A 23,397-nucleotide genomic window follows, 5' to 3' on the forward strand; every position below is an offset into this window, starting at 1 on the left:
GGGGAGGGGCCCGCTGCCGAAGGATCATGCCCCGCAAGGTATCTTGCATCGCATGGAACCAGGTGATGCAGGCAAACAGGCGCGGGCGGCCGCCCAGCTGCGCAAGGGCGTCCTGGAGTACTGCGTACTCGCCCTGATGCGGGACCGCCCCCGCTACGGCGTGGAACTCCTGCACGCCCTTGAGGAGTCCGGTGCCCTGGCCACCAGCCAGGGCACCGTCTACCCGCTGCTCTCCCGGCTCCGCCGCGACGACCTGGTCACCACCACCTGGCAGGAGTCCGACTCCGGGCCGCCCCGCCGCTACTACGCGCTCACCGAAGGGGGGCGTGCGGCACTCGACGAATTCGCCCATGTCTGGCCCGGCTTCCGGGACGCCGTCGACGCCTTCCTCGCCACCCCCCGCACCTCCAACGGAGAATCCGCATGAAGTCCTTCGCCGACCCCGTACGCAACTACCTCTCCGCCGTCGAACGGGAGAGCTCCGCACTCCCGGCCGACCGCCGCCAGGAGCTCCTCGCGGACCTCGCCGAGCACATCGAGGTGACCCGCACGGAGCGCCCCGAGGCCACGATCGGCGAGATACTCGCGGAGTTGGGGGACCCCCGCACGATCGCGGCGACGGCGCTGGCCGAGGCGGGGACGGAGACCCCCGGCACACGGGCCGGGGGCGGCGGGGACGGACCCGCCCGGCGGGGCAAGGTGCACCCGCTGGTCCCGCTCCTGATGCTCACGCTCTCGCTGCCCTTCACGATGATCTTCAACATGGGCCCCGACGCGACGTTCAACCCCGGCCCGGTGTTCGGCTTCCTGTTCCGCGTCACCGGCGCGGTGCTCCTCTGCACCTCCGTGCACTGGACGGCTGTCCAGAAGACCACCGGCGTCCTGCTCACCGTCGTCGTGCCGACCACCGTCATCGCCAGCTGGAACGTGATCAGCGGCTGGGCGGCGGGCGAGACCCAGGCGCTGCTGGGCAACCTCGGAGTCCTCGCCCTGATGGTCGGCACCGCCGTGTGGCTCTGGCGGACGCGCCGCGCCTAGGAGCGCGAATCGGCGCGGACCGCGTGGTTCAGTGCGGGGTGGGCCGGTAGGTGAGCTCCTGGGTGCGACCGTCGAGGGTCCGGCTTTCGATCAGTTCGAGGTCGAAGTCGGCCGCACCGCGCAGGACCGGTTCCGTACCGGTCCGACCGGTGATGACGGGGAAGACCGTCACCTGGACGCGGTCGACGAGCCCGGCGGCCATCAGCGCCCGGTTCATCGACAGACTGCCGTGGGAGCGCAAGGGCACATCGGACGCCTCCTTGAGGCGGGCGACGACGTCGACGGCGTCGCCGTGCGCGACGGTCGCGTCCGGCCAGTCGAGGGGATCTTCGAGCGTGGTCGAGACCACCGTCGCCGGCAGGCTCCTCATCCGCGTCACCCACGCGTCACCCACGCCGGACTCCTGCGTGGCCGGGGCCAGCAGCCGCACGAACGCACGGTAGGTGTGGGCGCCGAAGACCATCCGCTGCTCCTCGCCGTACAGGGACAGCCGGCGGTCGAGCAGCTCGGGGCCCTGCTTGCCCCAGTAGCCGCCCCAGTCGCCTTCACCGTTGTAGGAGCCGAAACCGTCGAGGCTGGAGAAAACGTCGAACGTGTAGGTCGCGGTCATGATGCTCTCCTGGGCGAATCCGGTCGAAGGACACAAATAGAGACCGTGTCCGGCGGGAGAACTCATCGGCTGGAGGCCCGCCGACAACTACCCTTTTTCCTCCCTCTGCAAGGAGTGCCTACGTTGCCGTCACCGTCCGGCCCGGTCGCCGCCATGGAACGCCACCAGGTCGCCGTCTACGTGGGAGCCCTGGCCGCCGGCGGCCTGGCGGGCTGGGCCGCGCCCGGTCTCGGGCCCGGCCTGGAGCACGCGATCAACCCGGTGCTGGCCGCGCTGCTCTACGTGACCTTCCTGCAGGTGCCCGCCGCCGAGCTGGCACGTTCGGTGCGGTCGGGCCGCTTCCTCGCCGCGACGCTGGTGGTCAACTTCGTCGTGGTGCCGTTGGTGGTCGCCGCGATGTTCGCCTTCCTCCCGGACGACCGCGCGGTGCGCCTCGGCGTGCTGCTGGTCCTCCTGGCCCCCTGCATCGACTACGTGATCGTCTTCAGCGGGCTCGCCGGAGGCAGCAGCGAACGCCTGCTCGCCGCCACCCCGTTGCTGCTCCTCGCCCAGATGGCACTGCTGCCGGTCTACCTGTTCCTGTTCATGGGCCCGGACCTGGCCGAAGTGGTGGACGCCGGGCCGTTCGTCGAGGCGTTCCTCGTGCTGATCGTCATCCCGCTCGCGCTGGCGTGGCTCACCCAGGCGTGGGCCGCGCGCCGCCGGGCCGGGCAGAGGGTCGCCGACGCGATGGGCACGGCGATGGTGCCGTTGATGGCCGCCGTCCTGCTGACCGTGGTCGCCTCCCAGGTGCCGAAGCTCGGCGACGCCGGCAGCCTGGAGGACGTGGGCCGCGTCGTGCCCTTCTACGTGGTCTTCCTCGTCGTGATGGCGTTCGCCGGGTTCGCCGTCGCCCGCCTCTTCCGCCTGGACGCCCCCGCCGGGAGGGCGATCGTGTTCACGGGCGCGACCCGCAACTCCCTGGTCGTCCTGCCCCTCGCCCTGGCGCTGCCGGACGCGCTGGCCGTCGCCGCCGTGGTCGTGGTCGCCCAGACCCTGGTCGAGGTGATCGGCATGGTCGTCTACGTCAGAGCCGTGCCCCGGCTGCTGCCGCTCCGGAGCTGACCCGTACCGGCGCGCGAGGCCCCGGCCGGGGGCCGCGGCCGGTCGGCCGGCCACACCGTCCGGCTCCCGGCCCGACGCGGTGATCCCCGGTCAGCGGCGGCCGGCGGTGAGGACGACGAGGAACTGGCCGCCGCCCGACTCGACACCGGCGGTCACCGGCAGCCCGGGTACCAGTCGGGAGAACCGGTCCACCAGCCAATCCGCAGCTTCCTGGGCGTCCTGCCTGGTCGGACAGCGGCCCACCGTCTCGCGGCCCCCCTTGCGCTCCAGACGGGAGGCCACGGCGATCAGCGGCGCGGGTTCGACCACGTACAGACGGTCCGGCCAGGCGATGGACACCTTGACCGCGCCCTTGCGGGAGTTGCACCCGCGGTGCGCGAGTCGCTCGGCGACCTTGGCCTTCCGGTCGGCGGTCCTGCTGTCGACGCTGGGACCCTGCTCATCGTTGACCGACCTGTCGGGGTCGACGGGTTCGTCGCACACCCAGCACAGCCAGCCATCGCGCTCGGCCACATCATGGAGAAGGCTCATCCGAGCAACGTAGCCCCTCGGGCCGCCACCCCGCGCACCAGGGGCACGGCCGACCCTCGTCGGTGCGTCCGCGGTCTCCCGGCGGGACTACGCGGCGCCGCGCCGACGGCGCGCCCTCTCGAAGTCGGCGACATCCGCCATCCACGGGCCGTGCCGTTCGAGCGCGGCGCAGCCGCCGCGGACGAACGCGGTCACCAGGCTCCGGTATCCGCGGACGCCGTCCACCAGGCAGTATTCGACCCGGTACTCCGGATCCGTCCCGCCCGCCCCCTCGCGGACCGTCGTGATGCGGGCTGCTGAGTCCGCGTAGAAGTGGAGCTGGATCCCCTCGCCCATCTCCTCGTCCTCGATGGTGAACACTTCGTTGTCGGCGGCGGAGCGGTCGCCGACGAACTCCCAGAACTCGGCGTCGGCGGAACGGCCCTGGTCCCGGCGCCACTTCTTCTCCAGGCCCTTGTCGTCGGTGAACGACAGGACCGCCTTTCCCGCACGATCGCCGGAGGCGGCGGGGCCGCCGGCCGCTCTCCCGTCATCCTCCATGGGGGTCATGGGCGTGTTCCTGGAGCGGTCGGCGGCCTCCGAGCACATCAGGAAGGTCACGGTGCGGACCGCGTCATCGACGAGCTCAGGGTGCGCACGACGGACGGCCGCGTCGACCGCCGCCTCCATCCGGGTCCAGTCGCGCTTGTCCGTGGCGCGCTTGCCCCGCCGTGGATCGCGGCTGATCCACATCCCGGCGCACGCCTCTTCCGCCGTGGCGACCACCCGCAGGACCTCGGGCAGCAGCGCGGGGTCGACGGCATCCGACTTCCGCTTCGGGACGGTCGAGCCGTGCAGGTACTGGCCCGTGTACATCAGAATCGCGGAGTCGAGCGGGCCGAGCACCGTTCCGCGCTCGGCGCGACGGCGGTCCGCGTGGTACTTCTGAGCCCGTTTCCCGTCGGACGTCTCGGTCGCCCCGCGCATCGCCGCCCAGACCTGGCCGCGTTCGAGCAGATCGATGTCGGCCCCGTGGGCGACGAGCCGACCGCGGGCCCAGGGGATGCGCCGGAAGATCGCGTCGACGTCCCCGGGCGCGGAGAGGAGGACCGGGTCCAGGAGCGCGACGGCCGCCTCCTCGTCGAGCCGGCCCCGGGTTCCGGCGGCGTCGCACAGCGGCAGGACCGCGGACCACAACAGCAGGTGTCTGGCCAGGTCCTCCTGGATCACCGCGCGATGGGTCTCCTCGATCGGGAACATGAACGTGCGGGGCTCGTGGTTGGCGTCCGCCCCCGCACCGAGCATCAGTTTCAACTCACCGTCCACGCGGACCACGTTCGGTATCCAGCCGCTCCGGCGCGTGAAAACGACGTCTCTCATGGACGCATTCTCCCCCACCGGGCCGGTCGCTCGGCCGGGGCCCGGTCGATCTGTTCGATCACCCGGGCCGGCACTCCCGCGACCACGGCGCCGGCGGGGACATCGCGCGTGACCACCGCACCCGCGGCGACCACCGCCCCGGCGCCGATGGCCACCCCCTGCGTGATGACGGCGGCTGTCCCGATCCAGACGTCGTCCTCGACGACGATCGGGGCGAAGGAGAGGTACTCGCGGCGCTCGGCCAGGGGCAGTGGATGGCCCCCGGTGACGAGGCTGACCCGCGGGGCGATCATGACGCCGTTCCCGATACGGATCCCTCCCCTGTCCATGAAGGTGCATCCCTGGTTGACGAAGACGTTCTCCCCGAACGTCGTGTTCAGCCCGAACTCGGTGAAGAACGGCGGGTAGATCACCACCGACTCCGGCAGCGGGCCACCGAACACAACCGAAAGTAGTTCCGCGCGACCCGCGCTGTCGCTGAACGGAAGCACGTTCAGCCGCGACGTCGCATCGGTCACCTCCGCGATCCGCTCCGCGTGACGCGTGAACTCGGCCGTCCGGACATACATGATCTGCTCCGTGCGTGTGGACATGCGCTGATCCCACCACCGCGCGCCCCTCACGATCAAACAACTCCGCTCCCATGATCCACAACCATCGGTTGTGGGAGCAGGAGGGAGGCGGCGCAGACCGAACGTCGGCCGGCGCCCGCGCCGCACGGCACGGTGCCGGAGCCCTACCGGTAGCCCGTGAGGCCGTCCGCCAGTTCCTCCTCGTCGCCGTCGCGCCGTGCGGAGAGCGCCTGTTGAAGGGCGAAGGTGTTGCGGATCGCGCTGATCCGTCCGGACGTCGAAGCGTCGTCCCAACCGCCGAGCGTCAGCACCCGGCCCAACAGTTCCTCTCCGTAGGCGGCTTGGACGGCTGCCAGGTCCTCGGCGTGGTCGCCCAGGGCGACCCCGTCCCAGTCGATGACGCCACTGAGGCGCGGCCCGTCGTCCGAGAGCTCCCACAGGACGTTCTCCCCGCCGAGGTCGCCGTGGACCACGGCGGACGTGAGCGGCGGAAGGCCGTCGAGCGCCGCGAGTTCGCGCGCGGCACGCTTCCGGCCGCTGTCGGACATCAGAGGGAACAGTTCGGCACGCACGTCCGCCGCGAACTCCTGCCACCGGCGGTGCGGAGCCACCGGAAGCGCAGCGCGCGCCTTCTCGCCCCCGCCCGCGGCGACGAGCCCCGAGAGGAGTCCGGCGTACTGCTCGGCCACCGCGTCGGCGACTTCGGGGTCTTCGAGCGCGGCAGCGTCCAGGGGCGCCCCGGGGATCCGGCTCAGTACCAGGTAGGCCGGTTCGTCCGTGCCCGGGCCGCCGCCCAGGGCGAGCGGGCGCGGGGTGCGGAAGCCGAGGCCGAGCCCGACGAGGGAGCGCAGGGCGGCTGCCCGCGCGGGCAGCCGCCCAGCGGCGGCTTCGGTGCGGGCGAAGCACACCACCCGCTCCGACCCGACGACGACGCGGTGGAACTGTCCCTGGAAGGTGAGGAGTCCGTCCTGCTGGTCGTCGGGCAGCAGGCGGATCACGAGGTCGCGGTACGTCTCCATGACGTCCATGGTGAACCAGCCGCGGCGGGGGACGGCGACGAGGGAGCGCTCGGTCGTGGCAGCCGTACGCGGCTCGCCGCCGGCCGCGTCCACGGCGGGGGGTGCGAACTCACCGGTACGGCGGATTCAGAGCAGGACCGGAAGGGAGTCCAAGCCGCTGATGAGCCGGGTCCGCCGCCGGTCCAACCGGTCCGCCGCCACGGCGAGCCGGATGTCGGGGAAGCGGGTCAGGATCGCGCGCAGGGCGATGTGCGCCTCGGCTTTCGCCAGCGGCGCGCCGAGGCAGCGGTGGATGCCGTGGCCGAAGCCGAGGTGACCGGTCGCGTCCCGGTCCAGGTCGAGCCGGTCCGGTGCGGTGAAGCGCTCCGGATCGCGGTTGGCCGCATTGATGTCGACGAGTACCGGGACACCCGCGGGGATCTCGGTTCCGCCGAGGGACATGGCTTCCGTGGCGAACCGGAAGGTGGAGGTGCTGACCGGCGGGTCGAAGCGGAGCAGCTCGTCCAGGGCCCGCGGGATGGTTCCCGGGTCGCCGCGCAGGCGGTTCAGCTCGGCCGGGTGCCGCAGGAGCGCCAGGACCGCGTTGCCCAGGAAGTTCGTGGTCGTCTCGTGGCCGGCGACGAGCAGGAGCACCGCCAGGGAGACCAGTTCCTCCTCGCCCAGCCGGTCCCCGCGCTCGCGTGCGGCGATGAGGCGATCGAGGAGCGAGTCGCCCGGGTGGAGGCGCTTCGACACGATGAGGCCGGTCATGTACGCGGCGACGGCGTGCGAGGCGGCGTCGGTGCGGCCCGGGTCCCCGGCCGCGAACAGGTCGGCGGACCAGCGCTGAACCCGCGGCCGGTCGGTCTCCGGCACGCCGAGCAGTTCGCAGATCACCATGACCGGAAGGGGGACGGCGAGTGCGGCCACGACGTCGACCGCCCCGCCGGCCGGCCAGCGGTCGAGCAGCTCGTCGGTCAGCCGGGCGATGGAGGGGCGCAGAGCGGCGATGGAGCCGCTCGTGAAAGCGCCGGTGACCAGCTTGCGGAGCCGGGTGTGCCGGGGCGGGTCGCTGGCCAGCATGGTGTGCGCGACGGCGGCATGCAGACGCCGCCGCGACCCCTTGCCGGCGAAGAAGGCGGCGGTGTCCTTGGAGAGCCGCACGTCGCTCAGGGCGTCCCGGGCCTCCGCGTATCCGGTGACCAGGTAGCTCTCACGTCCGTCGGATCCGGATGTCACAGCCCGCACCGGGCATCGGGGCCGCGGGGCCGTGCACCCGCTGGAGAGGTCGGGGGCGGAGCGGCTGTCCTCGGAGGCATCGTTCATAGGAGTCCCCAGAGTAGAAGCTCCCAGCACGAGTGCCCCCCTGCCTCTGAGGCGGCCGGCCGGCCCCCGGACTGGTGCAGAGTGTGGGCATGGACGTCATCGAACTCGCCCGAGCTCTCGTTCTGGAGCGCCACCCCGATGCCCGCGCGGCGTTCCTCGGCGGCAGCGTCCTGACGCGCCGGCGCACCGCCCGGTCCGACCTGGACGTCGTCGTGCTGCTCGACGGCCCGCCCGCCCCGTACCGCGCGAGCCTGCGGTACGGGGACTGGCCGGTGGAGCTGTTCGTGCACACCGAGGAGTCCTGGCACGACTTCGTGACCCCGGAGATCGTCCGGCGGAACTCGCCCCTGCTGTGGATGTGCGCCGACGGCGCGCTGCTGCTCGACGCCGACGGAACCGGAGCACGGATCTCGGATACGGCCGAACGCCTCGCCGCCGCGGGCCCGCCCCCGGTCACCGCGACGGCGCTCGAAGACGCCCGGTACGCGCTGACGGACCTGCTCGACGACTTCGGCGCCTGTACGGATGCGGGGGAGCGGCTGTTCGTCGTGGCCGATCTCGTCCGGCGGAGCGCCGAGCTGGCGCTGCTGACCCACGGGACCTGGCTCGGCGGCGGAAAGTGGCTGGCCCGGCGCCTCGAACCCGTCGCACCGGACCTGGCCGCGCGCCTGGACGAGGCGGCGCGAGCCGCGCTGCGCGGCGAGCAGGCGGCCCTCACCTCGCTGGTCACGGAGGTCCTCGACGCGGCCGGCGGCCCGGTCTGGGAGGGATACCGCCGCAGCGGACCGCGTGAGACGGCCTGACCGGCCGGACGACCGGGCGGCACGCGCCGCTCGGCCCCATCGCACGGCCTCGGCCCTCCGGGCGCCCGACGCCTCGGAGCGGACCCGGCGCCGCCGGGTCCGGCCGAACGGCCCGAACCCCTGCCGGGGATCAGGCGGCGACGAGCTCCTGCTCGCGGTCCGCCGTGCCGACCAGGGGCTTCCTGTTCGGCAGCGCGAGCCGGAAGACCTTGTGCCACGCGGAGAAGACCTGCTTGGGCAGGGGGCCGGTGACGTACTCCAGCTCGTACTTCTCGAACAGCGCGCGCACCTTCACCGCGACCTCGGCGTACCGGTTGCTCGGAAGGTCCGGGAACAGGTGGTGCTCGATCTGGTGCGACAGGTTGCCGGTCATGAAGTGCATGGCCTTGCTGCCGCTGATGTTCGCCGAGCCCATCATCTGGCGCAGGTACCACTGGCCGCGCGTCTCGCCCTCGATGGACCGGCGCTCGAAGACCTGTACGCCCTCGGGGAAGTGCCCGCACATGATCACCGAGTGGGTCCAGAGGTTGCGGACCAGGTTGGCGGTGAACGTGGCGCCGAGTGTGGTGAGGAAGGACGGGCCCGACAGCAGCGGGTGGATCACGTAGTCCTTGAGCACCTGCTTGCGGATCTTGCGTCCCACGGCCCTGGCCCGCGTGCGGAACTCCGGATTCCGGCGGCGGCGCTTGTGGAGGTTCTTGCCGAGCTCCAGATCGTACGCCGCGATGCCGTACTCGAAGAAGCAGGCGTTGAGGAAGTTCCACAGCGGCTGGCCGAGGTGGAAGGGATGCCACTTCTGGTCCTCGTCGACGCGCATGATGCCGTAGCCGAGGTCGTTGTCCTTGCCGATCACGTTGGTGTACGTGTGGTGCAGTTCGTTGTGCGAGTGCTTCCACTGATCGGACGGCGAGACGTGGTCCCACTCCCAGGTGGTGGAGTGGATCTTCGGGTCGCGCATCCAGTCCCACTGGCCGTGCAGGACGTTGTGGCCGATCTCCATGTTGTCCATGATCTTCGCCACGGACAGTCCGGCGGTGCCGAGCAGCCACGCGGGCGGGAACATCGAGAACAGCAGCACGCCCCTGCTGACCAGCTCCAGCTTGCGCTGCGCCGCGATGACCTTGCGGATGTAGGCGGCGTCCTTCTCGCCGCGGTCGGCGATCACCTCGTCGCGGATCGCGTCCAGCTCGCGGCCCAGTTCCTCGATCTGCTCCGCGGTCAGGTGGGCGGTGGGGTCGATGGCGGTCAAGGTGCTCCTACCGTTCGATGTCGCACGGGCCCGCGGCGGCGGACACGCAGGTCTGGATGAGGACGCCCGGCTCGGCCTCGGTGATCCCGCCGGTGCGCAGGTCGCGGACGGCGCCCGCCTTGAGCGGCGTGACGCAGCCGAAGCAGATGCCCATGCGGCACCCGGAAGGCATGAGCACACCGGCCTCCTCGCCGACGTCCAGCAACGGCGTGGCGCCGTCCGCCGCGACGGTTCTGCCGGAGGCGCTGAACGTGACCTCGCCGCCCTCGCCCGCGACAACGACGCCGGGGCGGAAGCGTTCGGTGTGCAGACGCTCCTGGACGCCGTGCTCGCTCCAGTGGTCCTCGGCGGCGTCGAGCAGGCCCGTCGGCCCGCAGGCCCAGGTCTCGCGCTCGGCCCAGTCGGGTACGAGCTCGTCGAGACGGGCGATGTCGAGCACGCCGTCCGTCGCGGTGTGCACCTCGGTGAGCCGAAGCCTCCCGGCCGCGACCAGAGCGTGCAGCTCCTCGCGGAAGATCACGTCCTGCGGCCGCGGCGCGCAGTGGACCATGACGACGTCGTCGAGCTCCCTGTCGCGCAGCATGCCCATCACGGGCGTGATGCCGCTGCCGGCCGTCAGGAAGAACACCTTGGCGGGCGCGGTCCGCGACAGCACGAAGTCCCCGGTCGGCTGGTCGAGCCGGACCAGCGTGCCCGGCTTCGCCCTGCGGACCAGATGGTTGCTGACCCGGCCGTCCGGGATCGCCTTCACGGTGATCGTGATGCGGCCGTCTTGGCGGTGAGCCGGCGAGGTGAGGGAGTAGGCACGCCACAGGCGCACCCCGTCGACGTCGACCCCGATCCGCACGTACTGACCGGCCGTGTGACCGCGCCAGCCCCGCCCCGGCCTGATCACGACGGTCGCGGCGTCACCCGTCTCGGGACGCACGGCCTCGATGCGACCACACAGGTCGGCCCCCGCACGCAGCGGGCTGACCAGGTCGAGGTAGTCCGACGGCAGCAGCGGCGTCGTGACCATCTCCAGTAGTTTCCACGCCCTACTGCGGAGGGCTGTACTCGTCATGGCCCCAGCTTGCTGCGCCCCATGGCGTAAAGTCCTGACCGCAGGACGTGAAACCGATCAGCTGAATTGTTCGCAGGGAACAAAAAGTGAGCCATGCAATCCGGAGGGCCAGCGAACTGGCCCTCGACGAGACGACGGTCACCGCCCTTCGGAGCGCTCTGAGGACCACGGCCGACGAGATCGTCCAGGCGATCATCGACGAGGTCCCGTCCTACGCCAACGCCCTCTCGGGCCGCATGGGCGCCACCATTCGCCGGGCCGTCCGCACCGCCCTGGGGCACTACCTGGACCTGGCGAGCGGTATCGCCACGGGCGGCGACGGCGGTGACGCCGCCTACGAGCTGGGTCGTGGCGAGGTGCGCGACGGACGTTCGATGGACGCCCTCCTCAGTGCCTACCGCGTCGGCGCCCGCGTGGCCTGGCGGTGCCTGGCGGCGGGTGCGGTACCCGCGGGCCTGCCCGCCGCCGAGGTCGCCAAGTTCGCCGAGCTGACCTTCGCCTACATCGACGAGCTCTCCGCCGCGAGCGCCGCGGGGCACGCCGACGAACTGGCCGCCCGGGGCAGGGCCCACGAGCGCCACCTGGAACACCTGGCCCGCGACCTCCTCGCGGGCGCGAGCCCGGACGTGCTGCTGGCCTCCGGCCAACGGGCCGGGTGGCAGCCTCCGGTTTCGCTGACCGCGGTCCTGCTGCCCGCCCCCCAGGCCCGGCCCGCCTACCGCACGCTCGACCCGAACACCCTGGTGCTCGACGATCTGCCGGATGCCACGGGTGTCCTGCTCGTCCCCGATGCCGACCGATCACATCTCCTGCGGCAGCTGACCGACCGCACAGCCGTGGTCGGCCCGGCCCGGCCGTGGGCGCGTGCGTCCGCCTCGTACGCCCGCGCCGCACGTGCCCGCTCCCTTTCCCCCGATATCCGCGACACCGAGGACCACCTGCCCGAGCTGGTGCTGAGCGCCGACATGGACGCCTTCGCCGACCTGCGCGCCCGCGCCCTCGCACCCTTGCGGGCCCTGCCCGCCGCGACCGCGCGGCGGCTGGAGGAGACGCTGCGGGCGTGGCTGCTGCACCAGGGCAGACGGGACGAAGTGGCGGCGGAACTGTTCGTCCATCCCCAGACGGTCCGGTACCGGATGTCGCAGCTGCGGGAACTGTTCCCGGACCTCCCGTCGCCACACCGGGTCCTCGAACTGACGCTGGCCGTCGGTCTTCGGGCCGCGCCGGCCGGCGCACCGCGCGAGGGATGATGGGACGGAACGACGGATCGTGAGGGCAGGAGCTTCCATGGCACAACGGGTTCACCGGCCCCGTGAGGACGCGGAGTTCGATTTCATCCTCGGGATGAGCCGAGTTCCGGTCCTCGCGTACTTCACCGGTAGCTGGCCCAAGGCGATCGAGCCCTGCCGGGCGATGGACCTCGTCGTGGGCGGCATCGCCGACGACTGCGCGGGGCGCCTGACGGTCGTCCGCGCCGACATCACGCGTTGCCCGTCCGCGACCCGGAGATACGGGGTCACCGGAGCCCCGACGTGCGTCCTGCTCAAGGAGGGCGAGGCGGTGGCGCACGGCACGGGGCCCATGACCGTCGCCGAGGTACGGGAGCTCCTGGCCGGCCACCTCTGATCGGCCGGTGCGGCAGGTGGCCGCGAAACCCGTCACATCGCGCCACCTGTCGCCGCATCCGGTCACGGCCCTGCACGCCACGTCACATCACGCCGTGACCACGGGGGCCGCGTCGGCCGAGAACCCCGTGCCGACGTCGCCCCGGGGCGCTTCAGGCGTCCCGGGGCACTGTGCGACAGAGGCGGGGGCAAGGTCCTGCCCCCGCCGGTCCGGCTCACGGCGGGGGGCACCCGGCGGGGGCGACCGCCTCGGCCGCACCGCTCCCCGGGGAGGAGGCGCCCCGGCCCGCGAACCGTCAGGCCGACGACCCGCTGTCGATGACCAGGTCGGTGCCGACGACCGCACCGGCGGCGGGCGAGGCGAGGTAGAGCACCGCCGCCGCCACCTCATCGGCCTCCGCGACGCGTCCGAGCGGGTTCTCCGACTTCATCCGCTCGGCACGGTCGGCCTCGGTCTCTCCGGGACGCAGCGACATGGGAGCGGCGGAGGCGCCGGGGCTGACAGCGTTGATGCGGACGCCCTGGTGGATGTGGTCGAGCGCGGCGGCACGCGTCAGCGCGGACACCGCCGCCTTGGAGGTGATGTACGCGGCGGCGTTCGGAATCCTCAGGTGTGCGCCCAGGTTGGAGGAGATGTTGACGATGGTGCCGCCGCCGTTCTCCTTCATGTGGGCGATCTCGTGCTTCATGGCCAGCCAGACGCCGGTGACATTGGTCCGCAGTACCGCGTCCCAGTCCTCCTCGCTCACCTCGCCGGCGGGCACGGTGCCCCGGAATATCCCGGCGTTGTTGACCGCCACGTCCAGGCCGCCGAAGCGGGCGACGCTCTCCCGGACGAGGTCCCGGAGCTGTCCGGAGTCGGTGACATCGGCGGTGACGGCGGCGGCTGTCCCACCGGCCGCCCCGATGAGGCCGACCGTCTCGTCCAGGGACGCCGCGGTACGTCCCGCGGCGACCACGGACGCGCCCTCGGCGGCGAAGGCGAGCGCGATGGCGCGGCCGAGGCCGGATCCCGCGCCGGTGACGAGGACGGTCCTGCCGGTGAAGCGGTTCATTTCGGTGACTCCCTTGAGTGACGGGCTACGTGGTGCGGTGGTTCAGGAGGGCCGCGACGGCCAGGGCGGCCCCTGTCGCGGCCAGGGACCAGGGGTCGCTGTCGAGTGTGAGCAGGACGGCGAAGAGGACGGTCGGGCCGAACTCCATCGCGGTGTTCAGCACGCCTCCCGCGAGCCCGGTCTCCTGCCGCGGTACGCCGTCGGTGGCGAGCACGGCGGCTCCGGCGAAGGACGCCGCGGTGCCCGCCGGCAGCAGCACGAGGCCCGGCAGCAGCCCGTACGCGTACGAGGTGTGCGCGGACAACCCCGTGACCGCGAGGAGGACGAGCCCGGCCGCGCCCGTACCCAGCCCGGCGGTCATGACCGTTCGGGCGCCGTACCGGCCGATGAGCGGACCCGCCGCCCGGCCCGAGGCGAGCAGCGCCACGGCGAACGGTACGAAGGCGGCCGAGGTCTGCAACGGTGACCAGTCGCGCTCCTGTTGGAGGTGGAGCGAGAGGACCACGAAGGTCATCGCGGTCCCGCAGGCGCTCAGCGCGACGGCGGCGAGGGCCAGGGACCGCCGCCGGCCGGACAGGAAACCGGGGGGCAGCAGGGGATCGCGGGAATGGCGCTCGGCGTACCGGAACGCGGCCAGCAGCCCGGCCCCGCCGAGCAACGGCACCAGCACGCCGGCCGAGGACGCGGGGCGGGCGTCGGTGGCGACGAGACCGTAACTGACGAGGACGATCCCGGCGGTGGCGAGCAGCGCACCGGGCAGGTCGAGACCCCTGCCCCGGTCGGGTGCGGTGTCCGGCAGCAGCCGGGGCGTGAGGACGAGCGCCACGATCGCCACCACGACGGGCACGCCGAACGCCCAGCGCCAGGAGAGCAGTTCCGAGATGACGCCGGAGAGCAGATTGCCCGCGGTCGCGCCGAGCACGGAGAGCCCGCCCCAGGTGGCCATCGCCCTGCCGTACGCGGCGGGGGAGGGGTGAACGGCGCGCAGCACGGCCATGGCGGCCGGTGCGACCAGGGCCGCGCCCGCGCCCTGGGCGAAGCGCGCCGCGAGCAGGGCTTCGATTCCGGGGGCGAGCGGGACGGCGACCGAGGCGAGGGCGAAGAGGGCAAGGCCCGCGACGAGGATGCGCCGCCCGCCGTAGCGGTCGGCGAGACGACCGCCGAACAGCAACAGCCCGGCGAAGGTCAGGCCGTAGGCGGTGCTGAGCAGGATCACGTCCGAGCGGTGGAGGCCGAGTTCCCGGGCGAGGCGGGGCAGCGGTACGGCGATCGCGGTGAGCGTGTAGATCAGCGTGGCCTGGACGCAGCCGAGGAGGGCGAAGGCGCGCCCGTGCCGCGTGGCGGTGACGCGGGCGGTGCCCGTGACCGTCATGATCCCCCCGATATTTGACTGATCGGTCCATTATTCGGGCGCGCGAAAGCGACCCGTCGGCTCTGTCGGGTGTGACTCAGTCCAGCAGGGTCAGTGCCTGTTCGGCGGCGTCCCGCACCCGGGCGGGATCGTTCGACGCCTTGCCCACGATGCGCACGCCCTGCAGCAGGACGAGCAGCATGCGCGCCAGCGCTCGCGGATCGCGCCCCTCGGGAAGCTCTCCCTGGGCCTGGGCCCGCACGAGCGCGGAGTGCAGCAGGGTCTCGATGTGCTCCCAGCTGAACTCGACCCGGCGGCCCGCCGCGGCATCGTGCGGGGCCAGCTCGGCGGCGGTGTTGGTGACGAAGCAGCCGTTCAGCCGCCCTTCCGGGGACGCGGCTTCCGCGGCGAAGCGGCGCACCAGCGTCCGCACCGCGGGCAGGGCGGGACCGGGCTGGGACAGCTCGGACACGAGGAGCGGGTCGTGCGTCTCGGTGTACCGGTCGAGGGCCTTGAGGTACAGCTCGTGCTTGCTGCCGAACGTCGCGTAGATACTGGCGCGGCCGATGCCGATGTGTTCGACGAGATCGGTCATCGACGTCGCTTCGTAGCCCCGCCGCCAGAACAGCTCGAGAGCAGACTGCAGCGCGGCGTCCGGATCGAATTCCTTGGTCCTGGCCACAGTGAAGACCCTAGCCCTATCTGGACCGTTCGGTCAATTATCGAGGTTGTCGCATCGGCCGTTCCTGTGTGCGGATCACGACGCGAAGCGCGGTGCCACCGCGCTCCATCCGAGCCGTGGCGACCGGGGAGTCAGCCGCGGCCACCGGGGGAAGCGGGCCCGCGAAGCCACTGCCCCAGCGTTCGCCGCGCCGGCCGCACGACGACGCGACCGTGCTTCTTCTCGCCGACCAGCTCGATACGCAGCGAGATCGGCTCACCGTGGTCCGGAGCGGTACGGATCCTGACCCTGCTGTAGTCCAGCCTCAGGGCATCGGCGTCCACCACCATGCCCGGTCCGGTGATCAGCGTCAGGGTCTTGCCGCGCATGTCCACGTCGATCCGCAAGGTGTCCTGCGTGATCACCGCCCGGGTGAAGTCGAGCGTCACCGCGCACCACTTCACGTCGAGCACCAACCGCCGCGGCACCACCCAGCGTCCCGAACGCGTGACGGGGCTGTGCTTCTGCTCGATGCGGAGCACGTCCTTGACCTCCGCGACCGCGGCACCGAGCGAATCCGCCGTCGACGGCAGATCGTCGGTGAGTGCCGTCAGCTCGCCGAGGGTTCGCGCCGACAGGGCGCCGTCCAGGCGCTCGTCCAACTCGTCCGCGGTCAACCGACCGTCGCCCGCCGCGACACGCAGCACTTCCACGACACGGTCCCGGTCCGCGTGAGAGGCCCGCAGTTCGGGCGGGGAACCCGGACCGGCATGGTTCCCGGAGGGCAGACTCTCTCCCGGCATGCTTGCGTCCCCGTCCCTCGTCATGGCCGTCGGTCCCGACCGACGGGGCCAACGCTATAGCGCGACGTGGACGCCCACCAAGCCCGGGAGCGGGCGACTCCGCCTCGACCGGGCCCGGTCGTCAGCGAGGTGTGGCGTACATGGTCAGGCCCTTGGGCGTCGGCGTGAGTTCCAGGCTCATCCCGATCTTGCGGTTCGGCCGCGCCGGGCGGAGCGTACGCGAGCCGGCCAGGGTCGCCAGGGCGACCGGCAGCATGGCGTCGGCCGCGGCTGCGCCGGGGCAGTACCGGGGGCCCAGGCCGTAGGCGAGCAGCGCGGTGGGGGCCGGTGGCGGCTCGGCGTGGGGGAGCCAGCGCTTCGGGTCGAACGCGTCCGGGTCGCGGTAGCGGTCCCTGTCGCGGCGCAGTGCCCCCAGGGGCAGGGTGACCACGGCTCCGGCCGGGATCCGGACACCGCCCTGGACGGTCTGGTGGCGGGTGCGGCGGACCAGGAACGGGATGCCGTGGAGCCGGGTGACCTCCTGCACGAAGGCCGTCGCGAGCGGGAGTTGGTCTGCATGGAGGCGGCTCGGGTCGGGCGCGGCGTCGGCCTCGTCCCGGAGCGCCTGCTGGTAGTGCGGATGGCGGCCCAGTTCGTAGCAGGCCCAGGCGAGGGTGGAGGCGCTGGTCTCCATGCCGGCGATCAGCAGCGCGCGAACATCGCGCTGCACCACGCGGGGGTTTTCGGGCGTGGCGGCTTCGAGCACGGACACCAGGTCCCGGCCGTCGGGGTGGGGCTGGTGGCGGGCCAGCAACTGGCGGACGGCCTCGTCCAGTTCGGCGAGCGCGCGGCGGCAGGCGCGGCGCCGGGGCACGGGCACCCAGGGCCAGGGCGCGAGGGCGTACCGCCAGAACATGCCGCTGGACAGGGTGGAGCGGGCGGACGCGATCCTGGACAGGGTGTCGGGAGCGAGTTCGCTGTTGAGGACGCAGCTGACAAGGAGGCCGCAGGCGAGCCGGCTCATCTCCATCCGCATGTCGAGGGGCCGGTCCGCGGGCAGGCCGGCGAGCAGCCGCCGGGTCCGGGCCTGGGCGGCGGGCCCGAGCGTGGTGAGCCGGGACGCGCTGAACGCGGGCCTCATGACGGCGCGCCGCTTTCGGTGGGCGGCGCCTTCGAGGCCGACCACCCCGTCCTCGGTGAAGTCGCGCAGGCTCGGGTCCGGGCCCCAGAACCGGAAGGTGTCCTCGTCGGTGCCGATCTTACGCAGGAGTGCCGGGTCGTTGACCTGGAAGGCGGTCGCCGGGCCTGTTCGGGTCGGGACGACCGGGCCCGCCTGTTCGCGGCGGGCCGCGAGGTTGGCCGGGTCCAGCCAGAACCGCAGCGCGCGCGAGTGGGTGAGCATTCCCTCGCCGGGCGGCACGGACGGTTGTCCGGGGCAGGCTGTCCTGTCCACACTCATCAGCTTCGCTGTCCTGTTCACGTTCGTCGGCCTTCGCGGCTCCGACCGCCGGTGACGGCCGCCAGTACGTGTGGGCAACGATCAACCGCCGGGGTGGTCACGGGTGGGCGGGCTCCCCCGCGCGTCGCCGGAACCGGGGCAGCGTCACCCATCACGGGACGGAGCCCTGTGACGGCGATCCCGCCGAGCACCCGGCTGCTCCGGGCCCCGGGGCGGGGGACGCGCGATGGTCCACGCGCTCGGGAGGTCCGCTACGCGTCCGTGGGGACCCGGATGCCGTGCCGACAGGGCTTGAAGTCCACGAGGACCACCGAGCACCCGTCGGCGGTCGGGTCCTCGACGCACGACACGACGCTTTCCGGGGGTTCGTCGCAGATCGGACACGACGCGAGCGCGGGGTAGTCGGGTTGCCGAAGGGCTCCGAGGAGCGCCTCCTCCTCCCTGCACGGCAAGGCCGCCGCGAGGTCGGTCGGCCACGCGCCTGTGACGCGGATGCGGTCCACCACTGCTCCTCCGGTTGCTGCCGTGCCAACGGCATGCGGGCGGGGTCACGGGATATCGGCCGGCTGGTCGTCCTGCCACACCCAACGGCCGTTGGTGTCGGGCGCGTAGATGCTTCTTCCGCCCGGAAAGGTGCAGCCGTCGTTGGGAAGCGCGACCCAGGGGTCCTCCTCCGTGAGGGTCACGGAGGTGGATTGCCCGTCCAGTGGTCCGCCGTGGAGTTCGACTGTGATCGAGATGGTGTTGTCGCTCATGCCGATCGTCTGCCCCGACAGGTACAGACCAATTATGGGTGGATCGGGGCGGTGCCGATCCGGGCCTTACTCGGCCCGGCGACCGCCCCGCGCACCGTGCCCACGAGGAGGGGAGAGGCCGCCGCCACTCCGGAGCGCCGCACTCCCCGCGGAGGGAACCGGCGCCTTTCGGCCAGGCGCGGTGATGACGCGCGGCGGCTGGAGCAGGGATGAGAGGGGCGGGGTGATACGCCCGGTGACAGGGCAGCGGCCGAAGCGGCTGATCCACCCAGCGTGCCTGGGGAACAGACTGGCCCGCGGTGTCATTGGGGCAGGTGCGGACAGCACCGGAACGGCTGGCCGAACGCTCAGCGGAGCACCGTACTTCTGGAACAGTGAGCACCGGTGTTCGAGCCCCCGGGGCGCCGTCGGAGAGCCCTCACCGCCCGTCCTCGCAGAGCCGCCGAGGGCCGTACCAGGGCGCTCCCCGCCCCACGACGCATCTCGGACGTTCGGGACCACAGCACCGGATCGCGCAGGCAGTACCCCCCTCACCGCACAGGAGGCACGCCCATGCACGTCCGCACCTCAGCCCCGTCGAGAAGACCCGGCCAAGCCGTCCTGCTCGTACTCGGTCTGTTGGCCGCCCTGCTGGCCGCGGCCGTACCCGTGGCCGGCCCCGCCCACGCCGCCGTACCGGACCGCTGGGGCTTCTCGTATCTGGACAACGCGACCCCGCCGCCCGGTTACGTCCCCGACCCGTCACGGCAGTACGGCAGTTGGGCCTCCCCGTCCACCAACCCCGTCAAGGTCGACCAGATCGGCCTCGGCTCCTATGTCGTGCACTTCCCCCTGATCGGCGGACCGGGTGGCATCGCCCACGCCACCGCCGTGAGCAGCTCGGCCCGCTGGTGCCAGATCGCCGACTGGAAGCCCGTGGGCTCAGGCCAGGACGTCTACGTCACCTGCTACCTCCCCAGCGGCGCGCCGGCCAACTCCACCTTCACTGTCCTGTACACCAGCAGCAGCGGTCTCCCGACCACGCCCACCGGTTCCTACGGCTACGTGAACGCGGACAGCAGCGGTGCGATTCTCGCGCAGTACAACTCGACAGGTGCCGCCAACGCGGTGAGCAAGGGCTCCACCGGTCTCTGGAAGGCGTGGCTCCCCGGCCTCGGACAGGCCACCCACGCGGGGAACCTCCAGGCCACGGCAGTGGACCCGAAACAGGGCGCGCGGTGCAAGGTGTCCGACTGGGCGCCGGGCACGGCCGGGCAGACGGTCGTGGTCGCCTGCTACAACGCCTCCGACGTTCCGTACGACACCGAGTGGACCCTGAGCTACTCCTACCAGCGAGCGGTGCACGGACCGGCCTTTCCGCCGAGGTCCTTCGGCTACCTCTGGTACAACGGATCGCTGCCCGCCCTGACCAACTACAACTCCAGCGGAGCCACCAACACCCTCGGCGGCTCGGGAGCGCCCTTCGTCGTGAGCCTGCCGTCGATCGCCGTTCCGTCGGACACCGCTCAGGTCACCGCCTACGGGAAAAGCCCCGAATACTGCGGCCTGCACACGCCGTGGGACAGGGCCGGCGGCACGGTCCGGCTCTACGTGGCCTGTTTCGGCCCGGGTGGCGCCCCGGTGAAGACCCCGTTCTTCGCCGCCTACACCTCGGCACGCTGACCCGAGGCGAACCGCTGCACCGCAGCACGCTGACCTGAGACCAACCGCGCACCTCGACAACCGATCGCCGACCGGCACGGAACCCCGCCGGCCGTCACGATCACCGGTGCCGACCGGCACGACGTCCCCCAGCTCCTGCCGCCGCTCGACGCGGTCCCACCCGTTCGGGGAGCCGGGGGACACTCCCTGGCCCCCCGGCATCCCTACGCGGACCGGGGGGCTACGGCCCGGACGGGCGCGCCTCCGGAGGCCGAGGACGTTGCAACCGTCGGCTGGGAAGTCCACATCGCCCCCGGTGCCGTTGCCGCTGACGAACCGCCGTCCGCGAGGGGCGTCACGCCACGGAGAACTGGGCCACGTACGCGTCGAAGGGCTCGATGCCGACGTCCGCACGGAGTTCGTCCACGCGCTCGGGATCTTCGCAGGGCCACGGGACCGGCGCCCCGTCCTTCACTCCGGCGATCTGAGTTCCGTAGATCTGCTTGCCTCCCTCGTTGACCAGGGTGCGGTCGTGCAGGAAGGCGAGCTCGCGCGGGCCGGCCGAGCCTTCCGACACGGCCTGCCGCATCAGCTGAAGGGCGCGCCGCTGGACGTCGAGCTGCCGGTCGGCGTGCTGGGCGACGAGCCATGCCGCGCGTGCGGCCTCCTCGCCGACCAGGTCCGCCGTCGGCCAGCCGTACTCCTCCATGATCTCGTTGAGCCGGTCACCGTGCCGGGCGGTCAGCCGCCGCCAGGCCAGTTGCTCGGCGGGGTCGTCGCTGTTCGCGTGGACCGCCGACCGGTGATCGGCCGCAGCCATGTCCGTGAGTTCCGCCGTCAGTGCGGCAACGTCGTTCGCCACTCTCAACTCCCTTGTCAGGTCGGTACTTGGTGACCGTCCCGCCAAGCCTAGGGGCGCAAATGGGGTATTAAGATCATTCTGGAGAACGGTGACAGGCACCCCGTCGCACCGGGATAATGGATCTACCCCCGAAACCGGAGCCGGCCACGGCCACGGCCACGCCCCCTGGTGTGAGAGTCATGCGAGCGCCGCACCACCCGGACCGAAGCGGCCCAGGTCCTGTCGTCACACTGCCGTCGTCAGCCCTTGTCGGCGTCGGAAGGAGCCCCGAGCCGCTGGGGGGCGACTCGGGGCTCGGCGTAGACCGCTGCTGGTCAGGCCTTGGGCATGAGGACGGTGTCGACGATGTGGACGGTGGCGTTGGCGGTGGGGACGTTGCCGCAGACGACCTTCGAGGTGTCGTTGACGGTGTAGTTCTCGCCGGAGCCCTGGGTGGTGAGGGGGGACTTCTGGAGGGTGTCGTAGGTGCCGCTCTCCAGCTGCGTGGGGGAGAGCTTCTCGCCGACGACGTGGTAGGTGAGGATGCTGGTGAGCATCTCCTTGTCGGCCAGGACCTTGTCGAGGTCGGCCTTGGGGATCTTGGCGAAGGCGTCGTTGGTCGGCGCGAACACCGTGATGTTCTGGGCGTTGTTGAGGGTGTCGACGAGGCCGGCCTTCTTCACCGCGGTGACCAGGGTGGACAGGTCCGGGTTGTTGGAGGCCGCGGTGGCGACCGGGTCCTGGGCCATGCCGTCGAAGGAGCCCGCACCGTCCTTCGGGACGGAGGCACAGGCCGGCCCGAACGGGCCGTCCGCAGGAACGGCGCCCTCGGCCGGTGCGCTCGACTTCTCCTCCGCGGGGGCGGAGCTCGCGGCCTTGTCGGCGGTGTCGGACGAACCGCCGCCCCCACAGGCGCTCAGGGCGAGGGGGAGGACGGTCGCCGCGGTGAGGGCGAGGGCGGCGCGGCGGTAACGGAAGGCGGTCACGACATTATCTCCTGGCGTGTCTGGTTGATGACTCTGCGTGTTCGCCGAGGGGTGTGGTCCGGCGACTGGTGGCGATGCTCCGCAGTGCTGATGTCGGGTCAGGTGTCGCCCCGTGGCAGGGGGTGACTCGGGATCAGAGCGCTCGTCCGTGGAGCAGGTCGAGGGCCACGTTCGCTGTGGGGCGGATCGGGCGTGCCGCTCTGATCGTCATGTCTGCTATCCGGAGCCGCCGCGCGACCGGATTGGTCGGCGGGGAAGAAAGTTCATCCGGTCATGCCCCGGCGCCTGGTGCTCCGCCCGGGGATGGGGCCGACCGGGTGGTGTGCCGGTCCCGACCAATCCGGCGTCCCGGCGGCGGCGAATACCCGATGTGAGCGGCTGTCAGGAGGAGGCACCGCGCACGGCGAGGTTCCCCGGCGGCTGCGGGGCGCCTCGCCTCCCTCCCCGCGGTGGAAGGCTCGTGGGGAGGGGCTGTTGTGGGGCGCCACTCTCCTGGGCGCCCCACAACAGACGGACCGGTCCCTCGACGCTGCTGTCGGTGCGATGCGGCTGTCCCACGGCGTGGTCGCCGTGGCGTCTGCCGGAGGGCCGGCGCGTCGTCTCCCTCGAACACGCCGGGTCGCGGCCTCGGGCAGTGTCCCGGAGGAGCGGCTCCCCGGAAAGCGTTGCGGGACGAAGCGGTCGGGGAAAGCGGCCGGAGCCCCCCATCGCTCCGGCTGCGGGAGGGTGCCCATGCTGGTTGACTGGAGGAGGCCGGCCGTTGCACCGGGGGCCCGGGTCGGCCCGTCTCGACTCCGGTGGTGGACGGTGCCCAAGCTGCTGATCGTGGAGGACGACGCCGCGACCGTCGTGGCGCTGCGAGGACTGCTCGTGAGCGCGGGGTACGAGGTGGCGAGCGCCGCTGACGGCCGTGAGGGCCTGCGCCTGCTGTTCTCCGAGCGGCCCGACCTGATGGTCCTGGACTTGATGATGCCCGGTCTGGACGGCTGGCGGGTGATGGCCAGGGCCCGTGACATGAGCGATCTGCCGGTTCTGGTGGTTTCGGCCCTGGACGCGGTCGGGTACCGGGTGAGGGCGTTGCGCGGGGGAGCCGACGACTTTGTGGTGAAGCCGTTCCACGGCGAGGAGCTGGTGGCGCGCGTCGAGGCGCTGCTGCGTCGTGCCGGGCACCGGCAGTGGGCCGGCGAGAGGGTGGGCGAGCACCTGCGGCTCGTTCCCGAGCGGAGGGCCGTGGTCTGGTACGGCGGTGAGGTGCGGCTCAGCGACATCGAGTACCGGCTGCTCCAGCTCCTCGTGCGCAACCGGGGCCGGGTCGTCACGACGAAACAGCTGCTGACACGGGTGTGGGGCGACGAGAGCGCCGTGGACGGCGAGCGGGTCAAGTTCGGAGTGCTCCGTCTGCGCCGGAAGCTGCGCGGGGCCGCCGGCCCGGGAGGGCGGGACCCGGTCGAGGCGGTGCGGGGGCTGGGATACCGCTTCATTTCCGCGGAAGAGGCCGATTCCGACAGGGAGAAGGGCCCCTGATCTCCGGGACGAAATACCGGGACCAAGGTCCCGAATCAGTTGGAAACGGATTGAGCAACCTTCG

Annotated in this window: 25 protein-coding genes; 8 read left to right on the plus strand and 17 right to left on the minus strand. The window is 72.0% G+C overall.

Translation table 11 applies throughout. The features are described 5' to 3' along the window. Positions 1 to 52 precede the first annotated feature (52 nt). Both DTB53_RS03205 and DTB53_RS03210 read left to right on the plus strand, forming a co-directional pair. A complete protein-coding gene (locus DTB53_RS03205; RefSeq protein ID WP_012377786.1) occupies positions 53 to 427 on the plus strand; it encodes a PadR family transcriptional regulator in 375 nt (124 codons plus the stop codon). Continuing rightward, positions 424 to 1,038 (plus strand): HAAS signaling domain-containing protein, encoded by a 615-nt coding sequence (locus DTB53_RS03210; protein ID WP_012377785.1) that lies wholly within the window; start codon positions 424 to 426, stop codon positions 1,036 to 1,038. Before DTB53_RS03205 ends, DTB53_RS03210 begins: the two co-directional genes overlap by 4 nt. Positions 1,039 to 1,066: 28 nt before the next feature. Here the strand turns inward: DTB53_RS03210 and DTB53_RS03215 are convergent, their stop codons facing one another. Continuing rightward, positions 1,067 to 1,648: a dihydrofolate reductase family protein gene (locus tag DTB53_RS03215; protein ID WP_003964283.1), complete on the minus strand. Its 582-nt coding sequence runs from the start codon at positions 1,646 to 1,648 to the stop codon at positions 1,067 to 1,069. A 153-nt stretch (positions 1,649 to 1,801) separates the two neighbouring features. On the opposite strand from DTB53_RS03215, the gene DTB53_RS03220 reads away from it, so the two are divergent. Continuing rightward, on the plus strand, positions 1,802 to 2,752 hold the full coding sequence (locus tag DTB53_RS03220; RefSeq protein WP_106431752.1) for an arsenic resistance protein: 951 nt from the start codon (positions 1,802 to 1,804) through the stop codon (positions 2,750 to 2,752). A gap of 90 nt (positions 2,753 to 2,842) precedes the next feature. Here DTB53_RS03220 and DTB53_RS03225 read toward each other — a convergent pair whose 3' ends face one another. The 5 genes from DTB53_RS03225 to DTB53_RS03245 form a co-directional block, all read right to left on the minus strand. Then, the gene (locus DTB53_RS03225; RefSeq protein WP_003964281.1) at positions 2,843 to 3,283 is read right to left on the minus strand and encodes a hypothetical protein; all 441 of its coding nucleotides are present in this window, start codon (positions 3,281 to 3,283) and stop codon (positions 2,843 to 2,845) included. An 87-nt stretch (positions 3,284 to 3,370) separates the two neighbouring features. Further along, the gene (locus DTB53_RS03230) at positions 3,371 to 4,642 is read right to left on the minus strand and encodes a DUF6357 family protein (RefSeq protein WP_012377783.1); all 1,272 of its coding nucleotides are present in this window, start codon (positions 4,640 to 4,642) and stop codon (positions 3,371 to 3,373) included. Then, a complete protein-coding gene (locus DTB53_RS03235; RefSeq protein WP_003964279.1) occupies positions 4,639 to 5,211 on the minus strand; it encodes a DapH/DapD/GlmU-related protein in 573 nt (190 codons plus the stop codon). The genes DTB53_RS03230 and DTB53_RS03235 overlap by 4 nt, the downstream gene beginning before the upstream one ends. Before the next feature lie 167 nt (positions 5,212 to 5,378). Beyond that, entirely contained in the window at positions 5,379 to 6,242 is an 864-nt protein-coding gene (gene vph / locus DTB53_RS03240; RefSeq protein ID WP_012377782.1) for a viomycin phosphotransferase, read from the minus strand. Positions 6,243 to 6,359: 117 nt separating this feature from the next. After that, positions 6,360 to 7,538: a cytochrome P450 family protein gene (locus DTB53_RS03245; protein ID WP_012377781.1), complete on the minus strand. Its 1,179-nt coding sequence runs from the start codon at positions 7,536 to 7,538 to the stop codon at positions 6,360 to 6,362. Between the two features lie 89 nt (positions 7,539 to 7,627). Here DTB53_RS03245 and DTB53_RS03250 point away from each other — a divergent pair, with 89 nt between their 5' ends. After that, positions 7,628 to 8,341: a nucleotidyltransferase domain-containing protein gene (locus DTB53_RS03250; protein WP_003964276.1), complete on the plus strand. Its 714-nt coding sequence runs from the start codon at positions 7,628 to 7,630 to the stop codon at positions 8,339 to 8,341. Between the two features lie 130 nt (positions 8,342 to 8,471). On the opposite strand, the gene DTB53_RS03255 is transcribed toward DTB53_RS03250, so the two are convergent. Both DTB53_RS03255 and DTB53_RS03260 read right to left on the minus strand, forming a co-directional pair. After that, the gene (locus tag DTB53_RS03255) at positions 8,472 to 9,590 is read right to left on the minus strand and encodes a fatty acid desaturase family protein (protein ID WP_003964275.1); all 1,119 of its coding nucleotides are present in this window, start codon (positions 9,588 to 9,590) and stop codon (positions 8,472 to 8,474) included. 7 nt (positions 9,591 to 9,597) lie between these two features. After that, positions 9,598 to 10,608, minus strand: a complete 1,011-nt coding sequence (locus tag DTB53_RS03260; RefSeq protein ID WP_003964274.1) for a ferredoxin reductase — start codon at positions 10,606 to 10,608, stop codon at positions 9,598 to 9,600. A gap of 131 nt (positions 10,609 to 10,739) precedes the next feature. Between DTB53_RS03260 and DTB53_RS03265 the strand changes: the two genes are divergently transcribed. Continuing rightward, the gene (locus DTB53_RS03265) at positions 10,740 to 11,903 is read left to right on the plus strand and encodes a PucR-like N-terminal domain-containing protein (RefSeq protein ID WP_003964273.1); all 1,164 of its coding nucleotides are present in this window, start codon (positions 10,740 to 10,742) and stop codon (positions 11,901 to 11,903) included. 37 nt (positions 11,904 to 11,940) lie between these two features. After that, positions 11,941 to 12,279 (plus strand): thioredoxin family protein, encoded by a 339-nt coding sequence (locus DTB53_RS03270; RefSeq protein ID WP_003964272.1) that lies wholly within the window; start codon positions 11,941 to 11,943, stop codon positions 12,277 to 12,279. Positions 12,280 to 12,574: 295 nt separating this feature from the next. On the opposite strand, the gene DTB53_RS03275 is transcribed toward DTB53_RS03270, so the two are convergent. The 7 genes from DTB53_RS03275 to DTB53_RS03305 form a co-directional block, all read right to left on the minus strand. Beyond that, a complete protein-coding gene (locus DTB53_RS03275; RefSeq protein ID WP_012377779.1) occupies positions 12,575 to 13,333 on the minus strand; it encodes an SDR family NAD(P)-dependent oxidoreductase in 759 nt (252 codons plus the stop codon). Positions 13,334 to 13,358: 25 nt separating this feature from the next. Further along, on the minus strand, positions 13,359 to 14,705 hold the full coding sequence (locus DTB53_RS03280) for an MFS transporter (RefSeq protein ID WP_012377778.1): 1,347 nt from the start codon (positions 14,703 to 14,705) through the stop codon (positions 13,359 to 13,361). 76 nt (positions 14,706 to 14,781) lie between these two features. Next, positions 14,782 to 15,366, minus strand: coding sequence for a TetR/AcrR family transcriptional regulator (locus DTB53_RS03285; protein ID WP_012377777.1), 585 nt, complete (start codon positions 15,364 to 15,366; stop codon positions 14,782 to 14,784). 131 nt (positions 15,367 to 15,497) lie between these two features. Then, complete coding sequence (locus DTB53_RS03290; RefSeq protein ID WP_012377776.1) at positions 15,498 to 16,172, minus strand: DUF1707 SHOCT-like domain-containing protein; 675 nt, start codon at positions 16,170 to 16,172, stop codon at positions 15,498 to 15,500. 97 nt (positions 16,173 to 16,269) lie between these two features. Next, on the minus strand, positions 16,270 to 17,586 hold the full coding sequence (locus DTB53_RS03295) for a cytochrome P450 (RefSeq protein ID WP_012377775.1): 1,317 nt from the start codon (positions 17,584 to 17,586) through the stop codon (positions 16,270 to 16,272). A gap of 251 nt (positions 17,587 to 17,837) precedes the next feature. Next, entirely contained in the window at positions 17,838 to 18,089 is a 252-nt protein-coding gene (locus DTB53_RS03300; RefSeq protein WP_234345499.1) for a hypothetical protein, read from the minus strand. A 45-nt stretch (positions 18,090 to 18,134) separates the two neighbouring features. Further along, a complete protein-coding gene (locus DTB53_RS03305; protein WP_012377773.1) occupies positions 18,135 to 18,341 on the minus strand; it encodes a hypothetical protein in 207 nt (68 codons plus the stop codon). A 552-nt stretch (positions 18,342 to 18,893) separates the two neighbouring features. On the opposite strand from DTB53_RS03305, the gene DTB53_RS03310 reads away from it, so the two are divergent. Beyond that, on the plus strand, positions 18,894 to 20,003 hold the full coding sequence (locus DTB53_RS03310) for a hypothetical protein (protein ID WP_012377772.1): 1,110 nt from the start codon (positions 18,894 to 18,896) through the stop codon (positions 20,001 to 20,003). Between the two features lie 334 nt (positions 20,004 to 20,337). Here the strand turns inward: DTB53_RS03310 and DTB53_RS03315 are convergent, their stop codons facing one another. Then, positions 20,338 to 20,844, minus strand: coding sequence for a DUF6624 domain-containing protein (locus tag DTB53_RS03315; RefSeq protein ID WP_003964263.1), 507 nt, complete (start codon positions 20,842 to 20,844; stop codon positions 20,338 to 20,340). 314 nt (positions 20,845 to 21,158) lie between these two features. After that, positions 21,159 to 21,809: a fasciclin domain-containing protein gene (locus DTB53_RS03320; protein ID WP_012377770.1), complete on the minus strand. Its 651-nt coding sequence runs from the start codon at positions 21,807 to 21,809 to the stop codon at positions 21,159 to 21,161. A gap of 807 nt (positions 21,810 to 22,616) precedes the next feature. Here DTB53_RS03320 and DTB53_RS03325 point away from each other — a divergent pair. Then, entirely contained in the window at positions 22,617 to 23,333 is a 717-nt protein-coding gene (locus DTB53_RS03325) for a response regulator transcription factor (protein ID WP_032774239.1), read from the plus strand. Positions 23,334 to 23,397 lie beyond the last annotated feature (64 nt).

The organism is Streptomyces griseus, assembly GCF_900460065.1.
Lineage (GTDB): Bacteria > Actinomycetota > Actinomycetes > Streptomycetales > Streptomycetaceae > Streptomyces > Streptomyces griseus.

What these genes read in the sequence shown, in the direction of transcription:
- DTB53_RS03205 (WP_012377786.1), top strand. Translation starts at nt 53, where the DNA reads ATGGAACCAGGTGATGCAGGCAAACAGGCGCGGGCGGCCGCCCAGCTG.
- DTB53_RS03210 (WP_012377785.1), top strand. Translation starts at nt 424, where the DNA reads ATGAAGTCCTTCGCCGACCCCGTACGCAACTACCTCTCCGCCGTCGAA.
- DTB53_RS03215 (WP_003964283.1), bottom strand. Translation starts at nt 1,648, where the DNA reads ATGACCGCGACCTACACGTTCGACGTTTTCTCCAGCCTCGACGGTTTC.
- DTB53_RS03220 (WP_106431752.1), top strand. Translation starts at nt 1,802, where the DNA reads ATGGAACGCCACCAGGTCGCCGTCTACGTGGGAGCCCTGGCCGCCGGC.
- DTB53_RS03225 (WP_003964281.1), bottom strand. Translation starts at nt 3,283, where the DNA reads ATGAGCCTTCTCCATGATGTGGCCGAGCGCGATGGCTGGCTGTGCTGG.
- DTB53_RS03230 (WP_012377783.1), bottom strand. Translation starts at nt 4,642, where the DNA reads ATGAGAGACGTCGTTTTCACGCGCCGGAGCGGCTGGATACCGAACGTG.
- DTB53_RS03235 (WP_003964279.1), bottom strand. Translation starts at nt 5,211, where the DNA reads ATGTATGTCCGGACGGCCGAGTTCACGCGTCACGCGGAGCGGATCGCG.
- vph (WP_012377782.1), bottom strand. Translation starts at nt 6,242, where the DNA reads ATGGACGTCATGGAGACGTACCGCGACCTCGTGATCCGCCTGCTGCCC.
- DTB53_RS03245 (WP_012377781.1), bottom strand. Translation starts at nt 7,538, where the DNA reads ATGAACGATGCCTCCGAGGACAGCCGCTCCGCCCCCGACCTCTCCAGC.
- DTB53_RS03250 (WP_003964276.1), top strand. Translation starts at nt 7,628, where the DNA reads ATGGACGTCATCGAACTCGCCCGAGCTCTCGTTCTGGAGCGCCACCCC.
- DTB53_RS03260 (WP_003964274.1), bottom strand. Translation starts at nt 10,608, where the DNA reads ATGGTCACGACGCCGCTGCTGCCGTCGGACTACCTCGACCTGGTCAGC.
- DTB53_RS03270 (WP_003964272.1), top strand. Translation starts at nt 11,941, where the DNA reads ATGGCACAACGGGTTCACCGGCCCCGTGAGGACGCGGAGTTCGATTTC.
- DTB53_RS03275 (WP_012377779.1), bottom strand. Translation starts at nt 13,333, where the DNA reads ATGAACCGCTTCACCGGCAGGACCGTCCTCGTCACCGGCGCGGGATCC.
- DTB53_RS03280 (WP_012377778.1), bottom strand. Translation starts at nt 14,705, where the DNA reads ATGACGGTCACGGGCACCGCCCGCGTCACCGCCACGCGGCACGGGCGC.
- DTB53_RS03290 (WP_012377776.1), bottom strand. Translation starts at nt 16,172, where the DNA reads ATGACGAGGGACGGGGACGCAAGCATGCCGGGAGAGAGTCTGCCCTCC.
- DTB53_RS03295 (WP_012377775.1), bottom strand. Translation starts at nt 17,586, where the DNA reads ATGAGTGTGGACAGGACAGCCTGCCCCGGACAACCGTCCGTGCCGCCC.
- DTB53_RS03305 (WP_012377773.1), bottom strand. Translation starts at nt 18,341, where the DNA reads ATGAGCGACAACACCATCTCGATCACAGTCGAACTCCACGGCGGACCA.
- DTB53_RS03310 (WP_012377772.1), top strand. Translation starts at nt 18,894, where the DNA reads ATGCACGTCCGCACCTCAGCCCCGTCGAGAAGACCCGGCCAAGCCGTC.